The organism is Colwellia sp. BRX10-1 (assembly GCF_014077545.1).
Lineage (GTDB): Bacteria > Pseudomonadota > Gammaproteobacteria > Enterobacterales > Alteromonadaceae > Colwellia_A.
This window is the reverse complement of record NZ_JACGWC010000001.1, coordinates 245,099-259,992: the sequence shown is the minus strand read 5'-3', so window position 1 is coordinate 259,992 and position 14,894 is coordinate 245,099. Positions and strand designations below refer to the sequence as shown.

Here is a 14,894-nt window from a genome sequence, read left to right as displayed (position 1 = left end):
AGGTTAAATAATGAGGACTTTCTTGTGAAATTCAAGGTGTATATGATATTCGTTAGTTTATTTTTCTAGATCTGATAAACAATATTGTAATGGCAAATGACTTTGTTAGAATAAGCCTAAATTTTATTTTACTGGGTGTTACATGTCTTTAACTGATAATAAACCGCGTTTAAGATGGGCTTGCCGTCGTGGAATGCTCGAATTAGATATACTTTTTATGCCTTTCGTTGAAGAGGCTTATGATTTGCTCTCAGAAAAAGAGAAGCTAGTTTTTGAACGTTTACTGGAAGAGCAAGATCCGGAATTATTTGCTTGGTTTATGGGGCATCAAGTTTGTGAAGACAAAGAACTCAACGCAATGGTGCAACTTATCCTTAAACGAGTTAAAGTTTAATATAGTTGTTGAGCATACGCATAATAAATTTAATTTTATGCGAATGTTCTATACTGAACCTAACAGTTTTACTCTTGATATAATGGGTGAATGCCAGTTTTCGGCTAAAGGTAAAAGACGGTTAAGCGCGTCTAGTCGTATTGGTTTTTGGGGGTGTTGGTTGGTCTTTGAAGATAATTTACCAGCACAAGTTACCTGGCTGAAAAATCATTTTTTAAAAAACTGTCTCGCGCAACTGAATTTACCCAGTTACTTTATTTTCAAAACGAGTTTGTCTGCTAAACATTATTCAAGGTTATGCCGTGTTATCGTCAAGTTAAATAACCCAACTTAGGGTGATTAAACCTTTGATAACTCAGCATAACACTTAATATTAAGGACGTAGAATAGTTGGGGTTGCTACCTGACTTAATTCAGGATAATCAAGCGTGTAGTGCAAACCACGGCTTTCTTTACGTTCCATCGCACATCTAATAATTAATTCAGCTACTTGTACTAAGTTTCTTAATTCTAGTAAATTATTACTGACTCGAAAATTTTGATAGTAATCTTCTATTTCTCTTTGCAACAATTCAACACGATGCAGCGCTCTTTCTAAACGTTTTGTTGTTCTGACAATACCGACATAGTCCCACATAAATAATCGCAGCTCATGCCAGTTATGTTGTATAACAACTTCTTCATCAGAATTTGTAACGCGACTTTCATCCCAAGCGGGTAACGCAACAATACTCTGTTGACGGTCAATTTTTTGTTCTATGTCTAATGCCGCCGCGCGAGCAAACACTAGGCATTCTAATAACGAATTACTCGCCATACGATTAGCGCCATGTAAACCGGTATAAGCGACTTCGCCAATAGCATACAAGCTCTCGATATCTGTTTTACCTTGCTTATTAATCATGACACCACCACAAGTGTAATGGGCAGCAGGTACAACGGGCATAGGTTGTTTGGTAATATCGATGCCTAAAGATTGAGTTTTTTCATAGATATTAGGGAAGTGTTGCTTAATAAAATCAGCAGGTTTGTGGCTAATATCTAAATACATACAATCAGCGCCGAGGCGTTTCATTTCAAAATCAATAGCGCGGGCAACAATATCTCGAGGTGCAAGTTCGGCGCGTTCATCGAAGCTTGGCATAAATCGACTGCCGTCAGGGCGACGTAAAATAGCCCCTTCGCCGCGTAATGCTTCCGTTAACAAAAAATTTCCTGCATCAGGATGGAATAAACATGTCGGGTGAAATTGGTTAAACTCCATATTAGCGACACGGCATCCTGCTCGCCACGCCATTGCTATACCATCACCGCTGGCAACATCAGGATTTGAAGTATATTGGTAGACCTTACTTGCACCACCCGTCGCTAAAATGGTTTTACGGGCAAATATACGTTCAACGCATTCACTATTTCGGTTCCAAATGTAGGCACCAATACAGCGCTTTTGCTGGTTATTGGTATCGTTTGGTTGTTCACAGACTAAATCAACAGCATTGTAGCGTTCAAAGATTCGAATACGGGGATGATTTTTAACTTGGTCGACTAACGTGGTTTGAATGGCTTGACCTGTGGCGTCAGCAGAATGAAGAATTCTGCGATGGCTATGACCACCTTCACGGGTTAGATGGTAACGTAACTCACCTTTTTCATCTTCTTCTTGATCAAAGTCAACACCTTGGCCAATTAGCCATTCCAAACATGCTCGCGCATTTTCAGCGGTAAATTGCACTATTTCTTGGTCACACAAGCCTGCACCAGCAATTAAAGTGTCATTTACATGAGCAGCAACACTGTCATTCTCATCAAAAACAGCAGCGACACCCCCTTGGGCGTAAAAGGTTGAACCTTCATTAACCAAGGATTTGCTGAGTACAACGATATCGGCATTATTTGCTAAATGTAAAGCAAGCGTTAAACCCGCGGCACCGCTACCAATAATTAATACGTCACAGTTGTGTTGTTTGTTCATAAAGTTATGATTTTAATGTATTCTACATATAGCAGGAATCTTAACGGTTATTCACCTGTGGTAACAGATAAAATGGGCTGTATTTAGAAATAAACACGAAATTTGGATAGTTTTATGATTTATTTTAATTTTTTTCGAACTTTTTCAAACTAGTGTAGTCCTACTTGATGTGTTTACCATGAGCCAAATGTTGAACCGGATTTTAGAAGTAAGTAATAATTAGGAGTATTGGCTCAGATGAGCGAAATAAACGTTGACCAAAAATTGGTTGAACGAGTACAACGCGGAGATAAAAATGCTTTTAACCTTCTGGTGACAAAGTATCAGCATAAAGTAGCAAATTTAGTGTCGCGTTATGTAAAAAATCACAGTGATGTACCCGATATAGTTCAAGAAGCATTTATTAAGGCATACAGAGCTTTACCTAATTTTAGAGGGGATAGTGCTTTTTATACTTGGCTTTATCGTATAGCCGTTAATTGCGCAAAGAACCATATGGTGGCGAGTAATCGAAAACCACCGGGCTCTGATATAGAAGTAGAAGATGCTGAAATTTATGATTCAGGTGAAGCTTTGCGAGAAAATGCTTCTCCTGAAAAGTTATTATTAACCAATGAAATCAAAAAAGTTATTTTTGATACCATTGAACAACTACCCAATGATTTGCGAACGGCAATTAACCTTCGAGAGTTAGAAGGGTTAAGTTACGAAGAAATAGCACATATTATGGATTGTCCTGTTGGGACTGTCCGTTCGAGAATATTTAGAGCTCGAGACGCGGTAGATAAAAAAATTAGGCCATTATTACAAAACTAGCTATTAAGAGTAGATTTTTGGTATAGAAGATAAAATTAATTTAATTCACACGAATGTAAGTGTTAATTTTTAAGGTGTATATATGAGTGAAGGTAAGTTTGAAACAGTGTCATCTTGTGTTGATAATTTTCAACATAATGATAAAACGTTTGATGATATTATCAACGATGAACATTTGTCGACTACTTGGGATCGTTATCATTTAATTGGAGATGTTTTACGTAATGACACTCCTGATGTTTTACAACTTGATTTATCTGCTGAAATAGCAAAAGCGATTGCCGCTGAGCCGACCGTTTTGGCACCGAAAACGACTAATGTTTTCATGCTTAAGTTAAAAAATAAAGTGGTCGAGTTTGCTAAACCCTTTGGCCAATTAGCGATTGCTGCTTCAGCCGCAGGTTTAATGGTTTTAGGTGTACAAAGTAATGTTGCACAAAATAATGAAACTATTTTACCTAGCCAAATAGTAAAAACTATTCCTATGGCAGGTTTCGCTGAACCGGTAAGCTTGAACTTTCAAGAACCAGACAGAGCTTCACAAAAGCAAGCTTTTATTGATCAACAACGTCGTTTTCATGCTTTGCTGTCTGATCACCAACAACAAATTAAATTAGGTTCACTGACGGTTGATACCACAAATACAGACAATGAAAGTGAAACAACTAGCATTGACAACAAAAAGGCAAATAAAAGTAATTAATGAAATTCTTAAGTTATGTTTTACTGCTGTTAAGCATCAGCTTTTCCGCGGTTGGTGAAGAAAGTGAGTCAGCAAAAGTTTGGCTCGAACGTTTATCTAGCGCATTAAATAAACTTAATTTTAGTACGTCTTTTGTTGTTGTAAAAAATAATCAAGCTCAGCCATATCACTGGTTTCATGGTGTCGATGAAAGTGGTAAAGAACTTGAGATACTTTCTTTACTCAATGGACCGCGTCGCGATATTTTGCGCAAAGGCAACGTAGTTAGCTATATAGAACCTGAACTGCCTCCTTATTCAGTAACTTCTCAACAAATTAGTGGTCCTATTCCTGCTATTTTAGCGGGAGATATTTCTCGATTAGAAAATATTTATGATTTTATTTCTGTTGGCCGAAGTCGTGTATTAGGCCGACCTGCACAATTGATCAGAATAGAAGCAAAAAATACCCACCGTTATGCCTATTGGCTTTGGTTAGACCAACAATCAAGTATGCTATTAAAGTTGTCTATTGTGACGAAACAAGGCCAACAATTAGAGCAAATTCAGTTTACGCATCTTGAAATCACAGAAAAACCTTCAGAAAGTGTCTTACAGTTAAATGAGACTGAACTTCCTGTGCTAGTTGATATTCCTGAAGAATACCAACAGCAAGAACTGCAATGGGATGTTAACTGGTTGCCAGAGGGCTTTACGCAAATTAACGCTAATCGACATAAAATATCACTAACAAAACAACCGGTTGAATTTATGCTGTTGAGTGATGGCTTAGTCGATATTTCAATTTATGTTAATGGTAGTCAAGAAAAACAACGCAATGCGGACTTTGTTATGGATGGAGCTACTTTGGTGTTAAACCAAGTGAGTGATGGTATTGAAGTGAGCATTGTCGGAAAAATACCGTTTAAAACAGCGAAAGCTATTGCCGACGCTATCACGATAAAGCCACCTCAAAAACCATGATTGAAGAAAACGCTACGGTTGTTGCCATAGAATTAACGGCGGATAAAAATGCCGGTCTAACCGCTATGCATAAAGTGACCGTGGAAAGCCAAATCAAATCAAGCTGCAGTGGCTGTAAACAGGTTGATAACTGTGGCAGTGGTCAAGTGGCTAAAGCTTTTCCACAAGCCAAACTTAGCTTAGAATTAGAAACTGAATTAGCAGTAAAAGTTGGTGACACTGTGGTCTTGGGTTTATCAGACAAGCATTTACTATTAACAGCTTGGCAAGTTTATCTATGGCCATTGTTAGGGCTAGTCATCGCGTCAGTATTTGGCCAATGGTTGGTTGAAAATAGCATATTTAGCCACGAGTTATTTGCGATAGCGTTAGGTGTATTGGGCGGATACATAGGTTTTTCGCTCGCGAGGCACCAACAAAAACGTGGTAAATATTGTAATTTGTTAATCCCAAAAATTCTCCGTATACATAACTCGATGATCAATATTGTCGAAATTACTGATTAAAATTTTTGCGACTGATTCTGTGTCCAGTACAAGTCTTTAAAGTAGACGCTTCTGCGTATTAATATTAGCCGTTAAAGAACTATTATCTGCGACTAATGCCTAGTAATTTACCTATTTTAGACTTGCTTAAACCTCTATCTCGAAGTAGAACGGCTATATACACAAGTTAACACAACATAAAGATAGCCCCAGCGCGCTAAATTCGCTAAAATCTCACCCTATTGAATTAACCACAGCATTATTTGAACTTCCATTTATGAAAAATATACGTAACTTTTCAATTATCGCCCATATCGATCATGGTAAATCTACACTTTCTGATCGCTTGATCCAACATTGTGGTGGCTTACAAGAACGTGAAATGGAAGCACAAGTCCTAGATTCTATGGACATTGAGCGCGAGCGCGGCATCACGATCAAAGCGCAAAGTGTTACGCTTGATTACCTAGCCAAAGATGGTGAGACGTATCAGCTTAACTTTATCGATACGCCGGGTCATGTTGATTTTTCTTATGAAGTTTCGCGTTCACTTGCTTCTTGTGAGGGTGCCTTGCTTGTTGTGGATGCCGGACAAGGGGTTGAAGCACAAACCGTTGCTAACTGTTATACCGCCCTTGAAATGGATCTAGAAGTTATCCCAATTTTAAATAAAATTGATTTACCTCAAGCGGATCCGGATCGCGTCAGCGAAGAAATTGAAGATATCATTGGTATTGATGCGACAGGCGCAGTGCAGTGTTCTGCAAAAACTGGCTTAGGTATCGAAGATGTTTTAGAAACTATCGTTGCCAATATCCCGGCACCAACTGGCGATCCTACGGGTAACTTACAAGCCTTGATCATTGATTCTTGGTTTGATAATTACCAAGGCGTTGTTTCATTAGTGCGTGTGATGAATGGCGAAGTGAAAAAAGGCGATAAAATGGTGGTCATGTCGACAGGACAAGTTCACCAAATTGATAAAGTCGGAATATTCACACCAAAACAAAAAGAAACGGGTATTTTAAGAACCGGTGAAGTTGGTTTTATTATTGCTGGTATTAAAGAAATACATGGCGCGCCAGTGGGCGACACTATTACCATTCATAAAAAAGAAGCTGCGAAAGCGCTTGCCGGTTTCAAAAAAGTTCAACCGCAAGTTTATGCTGGGATTTTCCCAATAAGTTCTGATGACTACGAAAATTTCCGTGATGCGTTGAACAAATTAAGCTTAAACGATGCTTCTTTGTTTTTTGAGCCAGAAAACTCATCTGCGCTTGGCTTTGGCTTTCGTATTGGTTTCCTTGGTATGTTGCATATGGAGATTGTTCAAGAGCGTTTAGCACGTGAATATGACCTTGACCTTATTACAACAGCCCCTACGGTTAACTATGAAATTTCTTGTACCAACGGTGACGTTATATCTATTGATAACCCTGGCGATTTACCAGCTATTAACAGTATTGACGAAATTCGTGAACCTATCGTTGAAGCCAATATCTTAGTACCCCAAGAACACTTAGGTAATGTTATTACTTTATGTATTGAAAAACGTGGTGTGCAAAAAGATATTATTTATCACGGAAAACAAGTAGCAGTAAGATATGAGCTACCTATGGCTGAAGTGGTCATGGACTTTTTTGATAAGTTAAAGTCAACGAGTCGTGGTTATGCTTCACTAGATTATAACTTTATCCGCTTCGAAGCTGCCGACATGGTGCGCGTTGATGTGATGATAAATGGCGATCGCGTTGATGCTTTAGCAATGATCACCCACAGAGGTAACTCGGTTGCACGTGGCCGTATGCTCGTCGATAAATTAAAAGAACTTATTCATCGTCAAATGTTTGATATTGCTATTCAAGCGGCGATTGGTAATAACGTTATTGCTCGTACTACCGTTAAGCAATTACGAAAAAATGTTACGGCAAAATGTTATGGTGGTGATATTTCTCGTAAGAAAAAACTACTTCAAAAACAAAAAGATGGTAAAAAACGTATGAAGCAAGTTGGTAACGTTGAAGTACCGCAAGAAGCGTTTTTAGCTGTACTTAAATTAGAAAGTTAGTAGGGAAGTTATGGCTGTTTATTTTTCAATATTTCTCGTTATTATTACTAGTATCACTGGCATTGTTTGGTTAGCTGATAAGTTTTATTTAGCGCCGCAACGTAAATTAAAATTAGCTGACGCTCAAGCCCAATGTCAAGAAGTTTTGCCAGCTGAGGTTATCGCTCAATTAGTAGAGCCTTCAGCAATTGTTGATACGTCGGTACAAATATTTCCGGTTATCGCTTTTGTTTTGATTTTACGTTCTTTTTTATGGGAACCGTTTCAAATACCTTCGGGCTCTATGATGCCGACATTACTTGATGGCGATTTTATTTTAGTCAATAAATTCGTTTATGGATTACGCGATCCAGTTGCACGTAATAAATTTATTGAGATCGGGCTACCAGAACGTGGCGATGTGGTGGTATTTAAATATCCACAAGACCCAAAGATTGATTATATTAAGCGTGTTATTGGTTTGCCTGGCGATAGAATTATTTATCGTAACAAATCCATATATATCAAGCCTGCTTGTCAAGAAAGTGACGTTAAATGCCCAGACTTTGAGCAAGTAACCAACACCTTTAAAAAAGAAGATGAGTCACCTGACGGTTCATATGGCTTGAGTCGTTACACAGCTGATATGCCAAACAAGACACATGATATTTTAATGGATAATCAAATACTGCCACGCACGCAGCATTTTTATCAACAGAAAAATACCCAACGCGATGAGTTCTTTGTACCTGAAGGTCATTATTATGTGATGGGTGATAACCGTGACAATAGTCTTGATGGGCGCTTTTGGGGATTCGTACCCGAAGAAAATCTTGTTGGCGAAGCCGTAGCAATTTGGATGAGTTTTGATTTTGATCGTGACGAAGATAGTTTTTTACCAAAGTGGATACCGACTAATGTCAGGTTTTCACGTTTGGGTGGAATAAACTAATCGTGAAAAGCTCAGCAGTCGCACTAACTAGACTCAGTAAAAAGTTAGGATACACCTTTAATGATAATGACTTATTGCTTCAAGCATTAACACACCGAAGTGCTAAAGGAACTCATAACGAACGTTTAGAGTTTCTTGGCGACTCCATTCTTGGTTTTGTCATTGCTGAAGTACTTTATCAGCAATTTCCTTCTCATGACGAAGGAGATTTAACACGCATGCGTTCGAGCCTTGTGCGAGGTGTTACCTTAGCTGAAATTGGCCGAGGCTTTAATTTAGGCGATTACTTAATTTTAGGCCCAGGTGAATTAAAAAGTGGGGGACATCGTCGAGATTCAATTTTAGAAGATGCCGTTGAAGCGATTATCGGTGCTGTTTATTTAGATTCAGATAACGACACGACTAAAGCATTAGTGCTTAGCTGGTTTGCTGAACGACTAGACATTATTAAACCCGGTAACGAACAAAAAGATCCTAAAACACGTTTACAAGAATATTTACAAGCACGTAAAATTGCTTTACCACTTTATGAAGTCATTCACACCAGTGGTCAGTCTCATAATCAACAGTTTACTGTGCGATGTACAACCAAGGTGATAAACACCGAAGTGGTCACTAAAGGCACTAGCCGTCGTAAAGCCGAACAAGCCGCAGCGCAACAAGTACTCGCGCTCATTTTTGATAAAAAATAACTCAGCGAAATATTATCATGACAAGTGAAAATAAACATTGTGGCTTAATTGCTATTGTCGGTCGTCCTAATGTTGGTAAATCAACATTGCTTAACAGCTTGTTAGGTCAAAAAATTAGTATCACCTCACGCAAGCCACAAACGACACGCCATCGTATTTTAGGAATTTTAACAGAAGAAAATAAACAAGCGGTATTAGTTGATACTCCTGGTTTGCATTCTGATGAGAAACGCGCGATTAATCGCTTAATGAATCGTGCTGCAAGTAGTTCAATAGCAGAAGTTGAATTAGTGGTTTTCTTGGTTGAAGGAACACATTGGACAACTGATGATGAACTTGTGCTTAGCAAGATAAAAAAATCTGGCGCACGTTGTATCTTAGTGATTAATAAAATCGATAATGTCCAAGATAAGGAATCATTATTACCTCACTTGCAGAAATTAGGCGAGAAGCACAACTTTAGTGATATCGTACCTATCTCTGCAGCGAAAGGCGATAACGTTGATACCATTCGTCAACTTTGTCTTAGTTCACTGCCTGAAGGTGATTTCTGGTTCCCAGATGATTATGTTACTGACCGTTCAAGTCGTTTTATGGCTTCTGAAATTATTCGTGAAAAACTTATTCGTTTCACCGGTGATGAATTGCCTTATTCAACAACGGTTGAAGTTGAACAATTTAAAATGGACGAAAAGGGTATCATCCATATTAATGCGCTAATTTTAGTTGAACGAAAAAGTCAAAAGCGTATGGTTATAGGTAATGGTGGAGAGCGACTTAAAACAATTGGTCAAGAAGCTCGTCGTGATATGGAAGCGCTTTTTGAACAGAAAGTGTTTCTTGAAACTTGGGTGAAAGTGAAATCTGGCTGGGCTGATGATGAACGTGCACTGCGTAGTTTAGGCTATGGGGATGAATATTCAGGTTAGACTTCGAACCGTCTACTGGACTAAAAATAATGGAAGAATTTGAGCAAAGTGCTTTTTTATTGCATTCACGACCCTATCGTGAAAATCAAATATTGCTTGAATTCTTAACCGCTCAACAAGGAAAAGTGTCTGCTATTTCTTATTTAGGTAAGTCCTTAAAATCTAATAAAAAAGCTTTATTACAACCTTTCTCTCCACTAAAAATTGTTTTGAAAGGTCAAGGCAGCCTCAAGTATTTACAACGTGTCGAACCCGAAAGAAAATCCTACCAGCTCAGTGGTAATTACCTCTACAGTGGCTTTTACCTTAATGAGTTACAAGTGCGTCTACTGGGTGAACATATCCCTTATGACGAACTTTTTTGTCAATATCAACAAAGCATTGAACAATTATCGGAACAACGTTCAATTGAATTTATATTGAGAAATTTTGAAAATAGATTACTAGAAGAATTAGGGTTAACTATTGATTATTCGCCGATATTTTCAGAAAATAATAATCGTTATCATTATTTCCCTGAACAAGGTTTTGTCCCGATAATAAGCAAGCAGGTACAGACTGGTTATAATGCTGAGCATTTAAAAGCGATAGCCGAAGAAGATTTATCATCTAAAGACGTAATGCAAACGTATAAAGTGCTGATGCGGCAAATTATTAATCATTTACTTGATGGTAAACCACTAAATAGCCGGAAATTATTTACAAAAAATTCATAAATTTAAGAGATATAAAAATGAGCGAACTATTATTAGGCGTTAATGTTGACCATATTGCTACCTTACGAGAAGCAAGGGGCACAAATTATCCTGATCCAGTCTATGCTGCATCAGTAGCAGAGCACGCTGGAGCCGATGGCATTACCGTCCATTTACGTGAAGACCGCCGTCATATTCAAGACCGTGATATCTATGTACTAAAGCAAACATTGCATACCCGAATGAATTTTGAAATGGCGGTTACTGATGAAATGTTGGCCATAGCCTGTGAGGTTAAACCGGTATTTTGTTGTCTAGTCCCTGAAAAACGTGAAGAATTGACGACTGAAGGCGGCTTAGACGTTGTTGGTAATTTTGATAAAATTAGCCGTGCAGTTTCACAACTAACTGCAGCAGGTATAGAAACAAGTTTATTTATTGATGCTGATAAAAGCCAAATTGATGCTGCTATTGCAAGTAAAGCTCCTTATATTGAAATTCATACCGGCCATTACGCTGATGCAAAAAATGAACAAGATCAAAAAATTGAATTGATCCGTTTAATTGAAGGCATTAAATATGCGCATGCCAATGGTTTGAAAGTTAATGCTGGGCACGGCTTAAATTACTTTAATGTTAAACCTATTGCGGCAATTGAAGAGATAATCGAACTCAACATTGGTCATGCTATTATTGCTCGAGCGGTGATTGACGGATTAGACAAGGCTATTCGCGATATGAAACAGCTAATGAGAGAAGCGCGTAGTTAACTTTTAGAGCACAGCGCTTAGACCCTACCCGGCAGAGCTAATAAAGTTCTGCCTTATTTAACGAAGTGAAGCTAAATTAAATGTTAAGACAACATTTATCTAGCGCTTAAAAAAGTGATTCATTATGTCTGTAGTTGGCATCGGTACTGATATTATTGAAATAAGCCGTATAGAAAAAATGGCGATTAAGGTGCGAGACCGATTAGCGCTTCGTGTGTTAACGCCAATAGAATATGAAAAATACCAATCGTTAAAAACCCCTGCATTATATTTAGCCAAGCGCTGGGCAGGAAAAGAAGCCGCATCTAAAGCGCTTGGTACCGGCATAGCCAACGGGGTTTCATTTCAAAATTTTGAAATAAAATCATTAGCTTCTGGTCAGCCACAACTACTACTAAGTGGTCGTGCAGCAGAGCTAGCAACTGAATTAGGGGCTGAAAACTGGCACATTTCGCTCTCTGACGAAGCATTATATGCTACCGCGTTCGTAGTACTTTCTCGCTAGTTAACGCAATAATAAAATCTTTGTTGGTAAAATCTGTTCTATACTTACGTTAGGCACCGCTGTTTATCTGGGCTATATTGATACAATGACGTTAGTATTTATTTAACGGGTGGGTAAGTTATGCAACAACAAAAGCAACCTTTCAATGAGAGAAGGCACGAATCTCCTGAGCATTCAGTTTGGTGGGAGAAGCTGACACTCGCTCAAAAATTTTCAGCAGGTAGTCTTGGTAAGTTTGGCTATGAATTGCTTTTTATACGTAATAATAATGGACGTAGCATTGCTGTATTATCAAATAATAGTGGTACTGTTATCATTACCGAAGATGGTGAAATTGACGGTTCACCCGATATCACTATTCGTTAACGTATCTATTTAAAGGCTCCTTAGTCCGCCAATAGCAATTTATTTTGCTTTTTTTTAACTTGAAAATGACAGCGTTGTCATTGTTGGGTTTCAATGTTAATCTTATTAGTAGACAATTATCTTTTTTCATTTTAATGGAAATTTAATAAGGCGTATTCGACTTTAGTTGAGTAGTCGCACTAATTAACTTCCTATATGATGTTGTCACTGTTTTAAAAATAACCTCAAAATCTATTAGTGCTTAGATGAATATCAATAGCATTTAAGCAATAATCAACTTGATATAATATCAAGTCAGCAATGAAGGACTCAACATGAAAGAATTGAAAAGCTGTTATCCAGTTTTAGAACAAGCTAAAGCACACACTCATATTGATAGTGCAACATACGATGCGATGTACAAGCAATCGATTGAACAACCTGATGTATTTTGGGGTGAGCAAGCTGAAAAATTTCTTGATTGGTATAAACCTTGGGACAGTGTCAGTGATGTTGACTTGAAAACGGCTGATATTAAATGGTTTTCTGGTGGTAAATTAAATGTAAGTTATAACTGTATTGATCGTCACTTAGCTACTAAAGCCAATGATACAGCTATCATTTGGGAAGGCGATGATCCCAGCGACGACAAAAAAATTACTTATCAAGAATTACATGATCATGTTTGTCGTTTAGCGAACTTATTAAAAGCACGTGGTGTTAAAAAAGGTGATCGGGTTTGTATCTATATGCCGATGATCCCTGAAGTGGGTTATGCCATGTTAGCCTGTGCTCGGATTGGCGCGGTACATTCTGTTGTCTTTGGTGGTTTCTCAACTGAAGCTATACGCTCACGAGTTGCTGATGCTGATTGCCAAGTTGTTATCACTTCTGATGAAAGCTTACGTGGCGGTCGTGTTATTCCACTGAAAGTGAATGTTGATGAAGCTGTTGCCGAATGCCCCAATGTACATACGGTTATTGTTGTTGCTCGTACCGGTGGTGATGTCGCATGGAATGACAAAATAGACATCAGTTATGAAGAAGAAGTTGCCAAGCAATCAGCCGTTTGTGAACCAGAGGTCATGGATGCAGAAGATCCATTGTTCATTCTTTATACATCAGGTTCAACAGGCACACCAAAAGGTGTTTTACATACCTGTGGTGGTTATTCGCTCTATGCCGCGATGACTCATAAATATGTTTTTGACTATAAAGATGGCGAAATTTATTGGTGTACAGCAGATGCAGGTTGGATCACTGGTCACTCTTATATTTTCTATGGCCCGTTAGCTAACGGTGCAACTACACTAGTATTTGAAGGGGTACCTACTTACCCCGATGCTGGACGTTTCTGGCAAATATGTGAAAAACATAAAGTTAATATTTTTTATACTGCACCTACTGCGATAAGAGCCTTGATGAGTATTGGCGACGATTTAGTCCATCAATCAGATCTTTCATCGTTGCGTTTACTCGGTACGGTTGGCGAGCCTATTAATCCTGAAGCTTGGCATTGGTATTATGAAGTGGTTGGCAAGTCTAACTGTCCTATTGTTGATACTTGGTGGCAAACAGAAACTGGGGGTATTTTAATTACTTCATTACCCGGTGCTGTTGATATGAAACCAGGTGCAGCAGGTAAACCCTTTTTTGGTGTTCAGCCAGCATTGTTTGATAAAGAAGGTAATACACTTGCAGGTGCTGACCAAGGTTTGTTAATGATAACGGGTAGTTGGCCTGGGCAGTTACGCACAGTTTATGGCGATCATGATCGTTTTTATCAAACCTATTTAAGCCAATATCCTGGTAATTATTTTACTGGAGATGGTGCACGTCGTGATGAAGACGGATTTTATTGGATCACCGGGCGTGTTGATGATGTCCTTAATGTTTCGGGCCATCGTTTAGGTACTGCTGAAATCGAAAGTGCTTTAGTGCTTCATCCTGCTGTAGCTGAAGCTGCTGTTGTTGGTTATCCGCATGAAATTAAAGGCCAAGGTGTTTATGCTTATGTGACTTTAATGGCTAGTGCCAGTGAATCACCAGAGTTACTGAAAGAATTAACTGAGTTTGTTGCTAAAGAGTTAGGCCGTTTTGCAAAACCTGATTATATTCAGTATGCACCTGGCTTGCCAAAAACACGTTCTGGTAAAATAATGCGTCGCATCTTACGTAAAATTGCTGAAAACGATATTGATACCTTAGGGGATACATCGACCTTGGCAGATCCTAGCGTTGTAGAAAACTTAATAAGTAATCGAATTGTTCACGCTAGTTAGTCACTAACAAGCACTTAATTAAAAGCGCCTTAGGGCGCTTTTAATGTTTTTATTGGCGGGAAAGTGGCTTGAATACGTGCACTGATCTTGTCATTAGAACATGCTGCGAAAGGCCATGCTTGATTCACCCTTGGACGCTTCGCTCTGTATTCTAAATAGCCAAAGTTGTGAACAGTTACCTTCTTTACCGTCTCGGTAAATGCTCCTACGTTACTCTACTTCCTATGTCCATTTAGTCACGGCACCACGTTATACCGTTCACCCTCAACATAACCTAGAATAAAAACACTAAAACTACTGTACCTTCAAAAAAAACCCCTGTAAGATATTGTGTACAAACAGAGT

General features: G+C 38.5%; 15 protein-coding genes. 14 read left to right on the top strand and 1 reads right to left on the bottom strand.

Annotation, left to right across the window (positions count from 1 at the left end; translation table 11 throughout):
- Positions 1–142 precede the first annotated feature (142 nt).
- Positions 143–394, top strand: coding sequence for a succinate dehydrogenase assembly factor 2 (locus H4J75_RS01125; RefSeq protein ID WP_070374745.1), 252 nt, complete (start codon positions 143–145; stop codon positions 392–394).
- Between the two features lie 373 nt (positions 395–767).
- On the opposite strand, the gene nadB is transcribed toward H4J75_RS01125, so the two are convergent.
- Positions 768–2,366 (bottom strand): L-aspartate oxidase, encoded by a 1,599-nt coding sequence (nadB, locus tag H4J75_RS01120; RefSeq protein WP_182213364.1) that lies wholly within the window; start codon positions 2,364–2,366, stop codon positions 768–770.
- A 237-nt stretch (positions 2,367–2,603) separates the two neighbouring features.
- Between nadB and rpoE the strand changes: the two genes are divergently transcribed.
- From rpoE to acs, 13 genes are all read left to right on the top strand, one after another.
- Positions 2,604–3,182, top strand: a complete 579-nt coding sequence (rpoE, locus tag H4J75_RS01115) for an RNA polymerase sigma factor RpoE (protein WP_182213366.1) — start codon at positions 2,604–2,606, stop codon at positions 3,180–3,182.
- 82 nt (positions 3,183–3,264) lie between these two features.
- Positions 3,265–3,885, top strand: coding sequence for a sigma-E factor negative regulatory protein (locus H4J75_RS01110; protein WP_182213368.1), 621 nt, complete (start codon positions 3,265–3,267; stop codon positions 3,883–3,885).
- Positions 3,885–4,847: a MucB/RseB C-terminal domain-containing protein gene (locus tag H4J75_RS01105; RefSeq protein WP_182213370.1), complete on the top strand. Its 963-nt coding sequence runs from the start codon at positions 3,885–3,887 to the stop codon at positions 4,845–4,847. Before H4J75_RS01110 ends, H4J75_RS01105 begins: the two co-directional genes overlap by 1 nt.
- The gene (locus H4J75_RS01100; RefSeq protein ID WP_182213372.1) at positions 4,844–5,353 is read left to right on the top strand and encodes a SoxR reducing system RseC family protein; all 510 of its coding nucleotides are present in this window, start codon (positions 4,844–4,846) and stop codon (positions 5,351–5,353) included. Before H4J75_RS01105 ends, H4J75_RS01100 begins: the two co-directional genes overlap by 4 nt.
- A gap of 256 nt (positions 5,354–5,609) precedes the next feature.
- A complete protein-coding gene (gene lepA, locus H4J75_RS01095; RefSeq protein WP_182221113.1) occupies positions 5,610–7,400 on the top strand; it encodes a translation elongation factor 4 in 1,791 nt (596 codons plus the stop codon).
- Positions 7,401–7,410: 10 nt separating this feature from the next.
- On the top strand, positions 7,411–8,331 hold the full coding sequence (gene lepB, locus H4J75_RS01090; protein WP_182221112.1) for a signal peptidase I: 921 nt from the start codon (positions 7,411–7,413) through the stop codon (positions 8,329–8,331).
- Between the two features lie 2 nt (positions 8,332–8,333).
- Positions 8,334–9,023, top strand: a complete 690-nt coding sequence (gene rnc / locus H4J75_RS01085) for a ribonuclease III (protein WP_182213377.1) — start codon at positions 8,334–8,336, stop codon at positions 9,021–9,023.
- A gap of 17 nt (positions 9,024–9,040) precedes the next feature.
- On the top strand, positions 9,041–9,952 hold the full coding sequence (gene era / locus H4J75_RS01080; protein ID WP_070374735.1) for a GTPase Era: 912 nt from the start codon (positions 9,041–9,043) through the stop codon (positions 9,950–9,952).
- Positions 9,953–9,981: 29 nt separating this feature from the next.
- Positions 9,982–10,668, top strand: coding sequence for a DNA repair protein RecO (gene recO / locus H4J75_RS01075; RefSeq protein WP_182213379.1), 687 nt, complete (start codon positions 9,982–9,984; stop codon positions 10,666–10,668).
- Positions 10,669–10,685: 17 nt separating this feature from the next.
- Positions 10,686–11,417 (top strand): pyridoxine 5'-phosphate synthase, encoded by a 732-nt coding sequence (gene pdxJ, locus H4J75_RS01070; RefSeq protein ID WP_182213381.1) that lies wholly within the window; start codon positions 10,686–10,688, stop codon positions 11,415–11,417.
- Positions 11,418–11,541: 124 nt separating this feature from the next.
- A complete protein-coding gene (gene acpS, locus H4J75_RS01065; protein WP_070374732.1) occupies positions 11,542–11,922 on the top strand; it encodes a holo-ACP synthase in 381 nt (126 codons plus the stop codon).
- 120 nt (positions 11,923–12,042) lie between these two features.
- Positions 12,043–12,288, top strand: a complete 246-nt coding sequence (locus tag H4J75_RS01060; protein ID WP_182213382.1) for a hypothetical protein — start codon at positions 12,043–12,045, stop codon at positions 12,286–12,288.
- Positions 12,289–12,602: 314 nt separating this feature from the next.
- Positions 12,603–14,549, top strand: coding sequence for an acetate--CoA ligase (gene acs / locus H4J75_RS01055; protein ID WP_182213384.1), 1,947 nt, complete (start codon positions 12,603–12,605; stop codon positions 14,547–14,549).
- Positions 14,550–14,894: the final 345 nt, after the last annotated feature.

What these genes read in the sequence shown, in the direction of transcription:
- H4J75_RS01125 (WP_070374745.1), top strand. Translation starts at nt 143, where the DNA reads ATGTCTTTAACTGATAATAAACCGCGTTTAAGATGGGCTTGCCGTCGT.
- nadB (WP_182213364.1), bottom strand. Translation starts at nt 2,366, where the DNA reads ATGAACAAACAACACAACTGTGACGTATTAATTATTGGTAGCGGTGCC.
- rpoE (WP_182213366.1), top strand. Translation starts at nt 2,604, where the DNA reads ATGAGCGAAATAAACGTTGACCAAAAATTGGTTGAACGAGTACAACGC.
- H4J75_RS01110 (WP_182213368.1), top strand. Translation starts at nt 3,265, where the DNA reads ATGAGTGAAGGTAAGTTTGAAACAGTGTCATCTTGTGTTGATAATTTT.
- H4J75_RS01105 (WP_182213370.1), top strand. Translation starts at nt 3,885, where the DNA reads ATGAAATTCTTAAGTTATGTTTTACTGCTGTTAAGCATCAGCTTTTCC.
- H4J75_RS01100 (WP_182213372.1), top strand. Translation starts at nt 4,844, where the DNA reads ATGATTGAAGAAAACGCTACGGTTGTTGCCATAGAATTAACGGCGGAT.
- lepA (WP_182221113.1), top strand. Translation starts at nt 5,610, where the DNA reads ATGAAAAATATACGTAACTTTTCAATTATCGCCCATATCGATCATGGT.
- lepB (WP_182221112.1), top strand. Translation starts at nt 7,411, where the DNA reads ATGGCTGTTTATTTTTCAATATTTCTCGTTATTATTACTAGTATCACT.
- era (WP_070374735.1), top strand. Translation starts at nt 9,041, where the DNA reads ATGACAAGTGAAAATAAACATTGTGGCTTAATTGCTATTGTCGGTCGT.
- recO (WP_182213379.1), top strand. Translation starts at nt 9,982, where the DNA reads ATGGAAGAATTTGAGCAAAGTGCTTTTTTATTGCATTCACGACCCTAT.
- pdxJ (WP_182213381.1), top strand. Translation starts at nt 10,686, where the DNA reads ATGAGCGAACTATTATTAGGCGTTAATGTTGACCATATTGCTACCTTA.
- acpS (WP_070374732.1), top strand. Translation starts at nt 11,542, where the DNA reads ATGTCTGTAGTTGGCATCGGTACTGATATTATTGAAATAAGCCGTATA.
- H4J75_RS01060 (WP_182213382.1), top strand. Translation starts at nt 12,043, where the DNA reads ATGCAACAACAAAAGCAACCTTTCAATGAGAGAAGGCACGAATCTCCT.
- acs (WP_182213384.1), top strand. Translation starts at nt 12,603, where the DNA reads ATGAAAGAATTGAAAAGCTGTTATCCAGTTTTAGAACAAGCTAAAGCA.